General features: G+C 46.9%; 8 protein-coding genes. All 8 read right to left on the reverse strand.

Features of this window, described 5'->3' with window-relative positions:
* Positions 1–3: 3 nt before the first annotated feature.
* Positions 4–1902, reverse strand: a complete 1899-nt coding sequence (mnmG, locus tag AB432_RS30400; protein WP_048035484.1) for a tRNA uridine-5-carboxymethylaminomethyl(34) synthesis enzyme MnmG — start codon at positions 1900–1902, stop codon at positions 4–6.
* A gap of 15 nt (positions 1903–1917) precedes the next feature.
* A complete protein-coding gene (mnmE, locus tag AB432_RS30405; RefSeq protein ID WP_047070294.1) occupies positions 1918–3294 on the reverse strand; it encodes a tRNA uridine-5-carboxymethylaminomethyl(34) synthesis GTPase MnmE in 1377 nt (458 codons plus the stop codon).
* Positions 3295–3582: 288 nt separating this feature from the next.
* On the reverse strand, positions 3583–4212 hold the full coding sequence (gene jag / locus AB432_RS30410) for an RNA-binding cell elongation regulator Jag/EloR (protein ID WP_007720132.1): 630 nt from the start codon (positions 4210–4212) through the stop codon (positions 3583–3585).
* On the reverse strand, positions 4209–4967 hold the full coding sequence (yidC, locus tag AB432_RS30415) for a membrane protein insertase YidC (protein ID WP_048035485.1): 759 nt from the start codon (positions 4965–4967) through the stop codon (positions 4209–4211). Before yidC ends, jag begins: the two co-directional genes overlap by 4 nt.
* Before the next feature lie 38 nt (positions 4968–5005).
* Complete coding sequence (gene yidD, locus AB432_RS30420) at positions 5006–5263, reverse strand: membrane protein insertion efficiency factor YidD (RefSeq protein ID WP_235617586.1); 258 nt, start codon at positions 5261–5263, stop codon at positions 5006–5008.
* Entirely contained in the window at positions 5235–5615 is a 381-nt protein-coding gene (gene rnpA / locus AB432_RS30425) for a ribonuclease P protein component (protein WP_015894104.1), read from the reverse strand. Before rnpA ends, yidD begins: the two co-directional genes overlap by 29 nt.
* Before the next feature lie 140 nt (positions 5616–5755).
* Positions 5756–6724: a nucleotidyltransferase family protein gene (locus AB432_RS30430; RefSeq protein ID WP_048035486.1), complete on the reverse strand. Its 969-nt coding sequence runs from the start codon at positions 6722–6724 to the stop codon at positions 5756–5758.
* A 162-nt stretch (positions 6725–6886) separates the two neighbouring features.
* Entirely contained in the window at positions 6887–7021 is a 135-nt protein-coding gene (gene rpmH, locus AB432_RS30435) for a 50S ribosomal protein L34 (RefSeq protein ID WP_007720125.1), read from the reverse strand.
* Positions 7022–7481: the final 460 nt, after the last annotated feature.

Genomic DNA, 7481 nt, shown 5'->3' on the forward strand with positions numbered 1-7481 from the left:
TCCTTACTCGGCTACTCCCACGCGTTTGTACTCCAAATATACCATTAACACGGAAATGTCTGCTGGAGTAACTCCTGCGATACGAGCCGCCTGCCCGATATTCAACGGACGAATTTTGGTCATATTGTCGCGGGATTCCTTGGACAAACCGGAGATTTGGTGGTAGTCAATATCCGTTGGGATGCGGCGCTCCTCCATTTTTTTCATCCGCTCTACTTGTTGCAATGACTTTTTGATGTAGCCATCGTATTTAATCTGGATTTCAACCTGTTCGGTCACATCCTCTGGCAGTGCTTCTGGTGCAGGGACCATTTGAGCAATGTGGCTGTAGTTGATTTCCGGACGACGCAGCAGTTGAGCCAGCTCGATGACATCTGTCAGTTCAGGAGAGCCTGCGTTGCGCAAAACCTCTTGGACATGTGCCATTTCAGGACGTACGCGTGTGTTTGCCACACGTTCTTTTTCTTGCTCGATCAGCTCGCGTTTTTGATTAAATCGATTGTAGCGCTCTTCGCTAATCAGACCAATTTCATGGCCGATATCCGTCAGGCGCAAGTCCGCATTGTCATGACGCAGCAGCAACCGATATTCTGCACGAGAAGTAAGCAAACGATAAGGCTCATGCGTTCCTTTAGTAACAAGGTCGTCAATCAAGACACCGATGTACGCCTCTTCTCGTCCCAAAATAACGGGTGGTTTCCCTTGGACGCGGCGTGCTGCGTTAATTCCTGCCATGAGACCTTGACCCGCAGCTTCCTCATAACCAGAGGTACCATTGATTTGTCCTGCTGTGAACAAGCCCGGCAAGGTTTTGGTTTCCAAAGAAGGCCAGAGCTGCGTCGGCACGATCGAATCATACTCAATCGCATAGCCAGGGCGCATCATTTTGACTTCTTCCATTCCAGCCATGGAGCGCAGCATGGAAAGCTGAACATCCTCCGGCAAGCTGGTCGACAAGCCTTGTACATACATTTCTTCGGTATTGCGTCCTTCTGGCTCCAAGAAAATTTGGTGACGCGGCTTATCATTAAAACGAACTACCTTATCTTCAATCGAAGGGCAATAACGCGGGCCCGTTCCTTCGATCATTCCCGAATACATAGGTGCACGATGCAGATTGCTATTGATGAGTCCATGCGTTTCTTCATTTGTATAGGTCAGCCAGCAAGGAAGCTGGTCCATAATAAATTCCGTTGTTTCATAAGAAAAAGCACGCGGTACCGGATCACCAGGCTGAATCTCCATTTTGGAGAAATCCACGCTGCTGCTATGAACACGTGGAGGCGTCCCTGTCTTGAAGCGTGTCATTTCAAAACCGAGTTCCTTCAAATGATGTGCCAGACGAATGGACGGGCGCATGTTGTTCGGTCCACTTTCGTATTGGAGATCTCCGAGGATGATCTTTCCGCGCAAATAGGTTCCGGTCGTCAATACAACGGATTTAGCCATGTATCGCGCACCAGTTTGCGTAATAACCCCTTCACAGACCCCATCGTTTACGATCAGCTCTTCCACCATCGCTTGACGCAGGATCAAATTCGGAGTATTTTCAATCGTTTTCTTCATTTCATGCTGATACGCAAATTTGTCTGCTTGTGCGCGTAAAGCATGAACAGCAGGTCCTTTACCTGTATTCAGCATACGCATCTGGATATGAGTTTTATCGGTATTGCGTCCCATTTCTCCACCGAGCGCGTCCAATTCGCGTACGACGTGGCCTTTTGCCGGACCACCTACGGAAGGATTACATGGCATGTACGCCACAGCATCCAGGTTGATCGTCAACAGTAATGTACTGCAGCCCATACGTGCAGCCGCCAAAGCCGCTTCCGCACCGGCATGACCCGCACCAATGACAATGACGTCAAACGAGCCAGCTTCATATGCAGGTACAACGTTCATTTTTTGTCCTCCTAATCACTTACCCAGACAGAACTGGGAGAAAATCTGGTCAATCAAATCTTCGCCGACGCTTTCTCCGATGACTTCTCCAAGCAGCTCCCACGACTTTTTAATGTCGATCTGAATCATGTCTACTGGCATTAAATCATCGATTCCACCAAGCGCTTCATCTATGGCTCGTTCTGCCTGACGAAGCAGTTGAATATGTCTCGCGTTACTCACGTAGGTCAGGTCATCCTGCTGCACACGGCCACTGAAGAAAATCTCCCCAATAGCCTGCTCCAGAAGATCGATCCCCGTTTCCTCACGCGCAGACGTCATAATCAACGGCTGCTGAGGGAAATGACGCTTGATCTCTTCCAAATCCACTTTTTGCGGCAAGTCGAATTTATTAACAATCACAATCACATGAAACCCTTTTGCCGCCTCAAAAATCGCATAATCATCAGCGGAGAGAGGCTCATTGTAATTGATCACGAGCAACACGAGGTCAGCCTTTTGCAGCAGCTGTCTGGACTTCTCTACCCCGATTTTCTCCACGATGTCCTCTGTATCGCGAATTCCTGCGGTATCGATGAGTCGCAAAGGAACCCCGCGCACATTGACATACTCTTCGATGACATCGCGTGTCGTTCCCGCAACGTCAGTCACAATCGCCTTTTCCTCTTGGACCAGACTATTTAGTAGAGAGGATTTCCCTACATTCGGACGTCCAATAATCGCGGTCGACAAGCCTTCACGCAAAATTTTCCCTTGCTGTGCGGTCTGCAACAGTCGTTGGATTTCACCTTTAACCTCCAGGCACTTTCCTCGCAAGAAATTTTGTGTAAACTCCTCAACGTCATGCTCTGGATAGTCCAATGTTACTTCTATATGGGCCATCGCTTCAATCAAGTTTTGTCGTAACTGCCGAATGAGCCTGGACAGCTTCCCTTCTACTTGATTCAATGCGACCTTCATCGCTCTGTCTGTTTTCGCCCGGATCAAATCAATGACGGCCTCGGCTTGAGACAAATCGACACGTCCGTTTAAGAACGCACGCTTTGTGAACTCACCTGGCTCCGCCAATCTTGCTCCATTATCCAAGATTAACTCCAGAACCTTTTCAACGGAAACGATTCCTCCGTGACAGTTTACCTCAACTACATCCTCCCTCGTAAATGTACGGGGAGCCTTCATTACGGAAACCAGTACCTCTTCCACTCGTTCACCTGTGTTTGGCTCATACAAGTGCCCATAATGGATCGTATGGCTATCCACAGTGGACAACCGCTGCTTTCCTTTATATATCTTATCCACAACTTCGATCGCTTCCGTACCGCTTACTCGGATCACGGCAATACCGCCTTCACCCATCGGTGTAGCGACCGCCGCTATTGTATCGAATTTCATGCTGTTCACCTCAAGCTTTCCACTCTTACAAGTCAGCCACTAACTTACTAGCATAACAGATCGTCTAGAAAAATTCCAAAAGAAAGTGCAGCCAATCCGTCTGACTAAACACCTAATAGGAAAAAGCAACCCTATCTCCAAGGTTGCTGTCCATTTTGGTTATCCACAGTATAATCATTTTCGCAAATCCTCAACCATTTGGTCAATTATCCACAGTGGACAACTTTTTGAAGAGATTGTTCAAAATGTCGTCGCTTGCTCACTTGAATTCAGGCAAAAAAAAGAAGCCTAGCGAGAGGCTTCTTTCGGTGCAATCACGATATAACGATTTGGCTCGTCTCCTTCACTGAAGGTAACCACATCTGCTCTCTTTTGTAAAAAGGCGTGGATTACTTTCCGTTCCGCAGCAGACATTGGTTCCAGACGTACATCCCGTTTGGTCGATAACGCTTTTTTCGCCACCCGATCTGCGAGCTGCTCCAATGTTTCCTTGCGACGAAGCCTGTAATTTTCGGCATCCAGAGTGATACGTACATGTTTGTCCGCATGACGGTTCGCTACGACGTTTACGAGATACTGTAATGAATCAAGAGTTTGTCCCCTGCGGCCAATAATGATTCCCAGATTGGTTCCCTGGATGTCAAACAGCATGCCCTCTTCATTTGTACGCGTCTCCACTTTGGCATTCACCTTCATGTTCGACAAAACGTCTTGAAGAAAGTCACGTCCCTGTGCAACCGGATCAAAGTGAAATTCTACTTGCACTTTAGCGTCCTTTGCCCCAATCAGTCCAAACAATCCTCTGCTTGGTTCCTCTAGAACTTGGATCGTTGCCCGCTCACGCGGCACTCCCAATTCCAGCAAAGCTTTTTGCACAGCATCGTCGATCGTTTTTGCCGTAGCTACCACCTTTTTCACTTGGAGGCTCCCCCCTTAGGAGTAGGCATATTACCTTTATCACGATACAGGAAGTAAGTTTGTACAATGGTAAACAGGTTACCGTATACCCAGTACAGAGACAGCGCTGATGGCAATGTAACGGCAATCGCCAAAATCATCAGCGGCATCATGATGATCATCATTTGCATTTGTGGATTTCCTTGTGTTGCCTGACCCATCATCTTGGATTGCAGGTACGTCGTAATCGCAGCAATGATTGGCAAGATGTAGTACGGGTCCTTTTGTCCCAACGTCAGCCACAAGAACGTTTGCGAGTTAATCTCGGTCGTACGAATGATCGCATGGTAGAACGCGATCAAAATCGGCATTTGTACCAACATTGGCAAGCATCCAGCCAACGGATTGACACCGCTCTTCTGGAACAAAGCCATCGTTTCCGCTTGCGCTTTTTGTGGATCATTTTTGTACTTGTCACGGATCTTTTGCATCTCCGGTTGAATCTCTTGCATTTTCTTGGAGCTCTTGATTTGCTTGACCATCAATGGAAGCACAATGATTCGAATGATGATCGTTGCAATCAGGATACCCAGACCATAGTTGTTTCCGAGTATCAATGCGCTCTCTTTAATTAGCCAGGACAGTGGATAGACAAAATACTTGTCCCAAATGCCGGTTGCGTCAGGGCCAATTGGTGCAGCAGCTTGGGGGTTACAGCCCGACAAAACTAGAACCAGCATAGTCAGCATAAGAATGCTGAGTGTACGTCTACTCAAGGGTGATCCTCCTTTTCCCCGCTTCAATTGAGGTAATCTTATTTGTGCTGATCCGGGACTGGATCATACCCGCCCGGGTGGAACGGATGGCATTTCAAGATGCGGCGAAGGGCCAACCATCCTCCCCTCCACGCTCCAAATCGACGAATCGACTCGATTGCATAGTGAGAGCAGGTGGGCGCGAATCTGCATGAAGGTGGTTTATACGGAGAAATCATCAGTTGGTATCCCCGAATCAACCAAACCATGATCTTCACCATCATCGTTTCACCCTCTTTTTCCATCTCTTTTTCCATTATGTACGGGTGCCTGTTTGATCACTTTGGCTCGCTTCATCACATGTAACAGAGATTGCTCAATGGCTTCAAGCGTCATCGCTTCCACACCCGGACGGGCGATGATGACGAGATCGAGACCGACTGGAATATCAGACTCCATTCGAGCTACTGCTTCGCGTATAAGCCGCTTGACTCTATTGCGGACAACAGCATTGCCAATTTTTTTACTGACGGAAATTCCAGCGCGAAAAGCCGCTTGTCCCTCTTGCTTTGCTGAATACAAGACAAACTGCTTATTAGCAGCAGAACTTCCTCGTTGAAACACAGCTTGGAATTGCTCATTTTTTTTGAGCCGGTGTGAACGATGCAAGGTAAACAACCCCTAACATCACAATTATAGTAGAAAACGTACACAGCATCTACCAGTATATCCTTGTTTCGTCCACTTTTTTCCCTAAGTATACTCGGTTTAGAACAAAATCAAAAATTCAGTGGAAAAAATGCATGCGATTAGCCGAGCTCCGCGATGATTTCTGCACTGACATAGCGCAGGTCAGAGAGCAATTGCTCATCCGCTTGGAAAAAGCCCAATTTGGGAAGAGACAAGGAAAGCTTGGCAGGCAGATTTGCCCAATGATTCTCCAGCCATTCATCAGAATCCACGCTATGATATAGCCAGATCGCCTCTGAAAATAATAAAAACCCGGCCATATCAAGCTGATTTCTCTCCTGCAATCTCTGAACCTTCCTCTTTACTAACCAATCATTTTCAGTCGCCAGAGCAAACTCGATCCCCTCATTTATTGACCGTAGGTGAGCCCGATAGTCCGTCAATAGCATGAGCGCATCCTGTACATCTTGATTACGCAAGTATGTCTCCTGAAAAAAGCCACCCATACCATCTGAACGTCTTGCTGTCTGAACCAACTGATACAACTGTGCATCACTCAATGAATGTCCCTGGAAGACAGCACTCATTTGCAGCGCCCCGATCCATCCTGCCCAAGCAGCCAAATAAGCGGAGTAAGGAAAGCCTTCCATTAAGGCAGCCTGCGCCTCTTCGTGGAACGAATCTACCTCCGCTTTTGCCTGTGCAAACATTTTCGCTTTTCCAGCCGGGGAATCCATATAGACGCACATGTTGTTCATCCAGGAAGTGAAACGATCCCCTGGGTCCAGCACAACCTTCGCTTCCTTTAAGTAACGCCATGCCCACGGATTCTCGTATACTTCTTCATCTGTAGGAGCAGATTGGACCTGCAACTGTATCACATGCCCTTTAAACAGACGATTTTCGCAGGAAGGATCACCTTCTCCCTCCACAAAGATGTGTAAATCGAGGTCGCTATATGCGTCCGCTTCTCCCCTCCCGACAGATCCACCAGCATAGGCACATACCAGGCTGGCGAGAGGCCATTCATCCAGAAACTCGCGCGCCAACGATACAAAAAAGTCGGTGAAGTCCTTGCTTTGTTTCATCGGCCTCCTCCTGTCTCTTCAATAAAATAGTAGGATTTTCGGTAGCTAGGTAACGATTACCCCTCAAAAGGTTCCCACATCAGAGAAAGCCTTCCTCTTCTTATAAGAACAAAGAATTTTCAGACACATGTAGACAAACAAAAAGGCCACTGAAAGTGTGGCCTAAGCGGAAAGAACTTTTCTACCTCTTTGACGACGAGCAGCCAAAATTTTACGGCCATTTTTTGTGCTCATGCGCTTACGGAATCCATGATCCTTTTTGCGCTTGCGGTTGTTAGGATTGAAAGATGGTTTCATTACGTATACACCTCCGTCTTGCAAAGACATTCTTTTGCATTATAAGAACATATGCCTAAAAAGTCAAGTGACAGTGGAAATTCATTACCAAGGCAAATATCCCCATAAAACTATTTCCCAGACCTGTGGATATCATTTTATCCACAAAAACAGGTTTCGACAAGTTTATCTACAGCTTGTACACAAAATATAGGGATGTGAATATGTGGCAAGTACCAGAAGTTGTGTTTGTGGATAAGTATGAAAAAACCATTGATACCATGCCTTATATCTGTTATTATGTTTTTGTTTTGAAGCGTGAATAACTCCGATACGTAAATCGGTTTTTCCACAGGGTGTGGATAAGTTTGTGGACAGATTCTTTCCTATGTGTATGTCGTTACTCACAGGATTGAGGATAACCGTCTGCTTTTTTCACTTCTACGAGCGGAATCCCTATATTTCGACTTTTTTTATCCAC

Origin of the sequence: Brevibacillus brevis (assembly GCF_001039275.2) — a bacterium.
Lineage (GTDB): Bacteria > Bacillota > Bacilli > Brevibacillales > Brevibacillaceae > Brevibacillus > Brevibacillus brevis_C.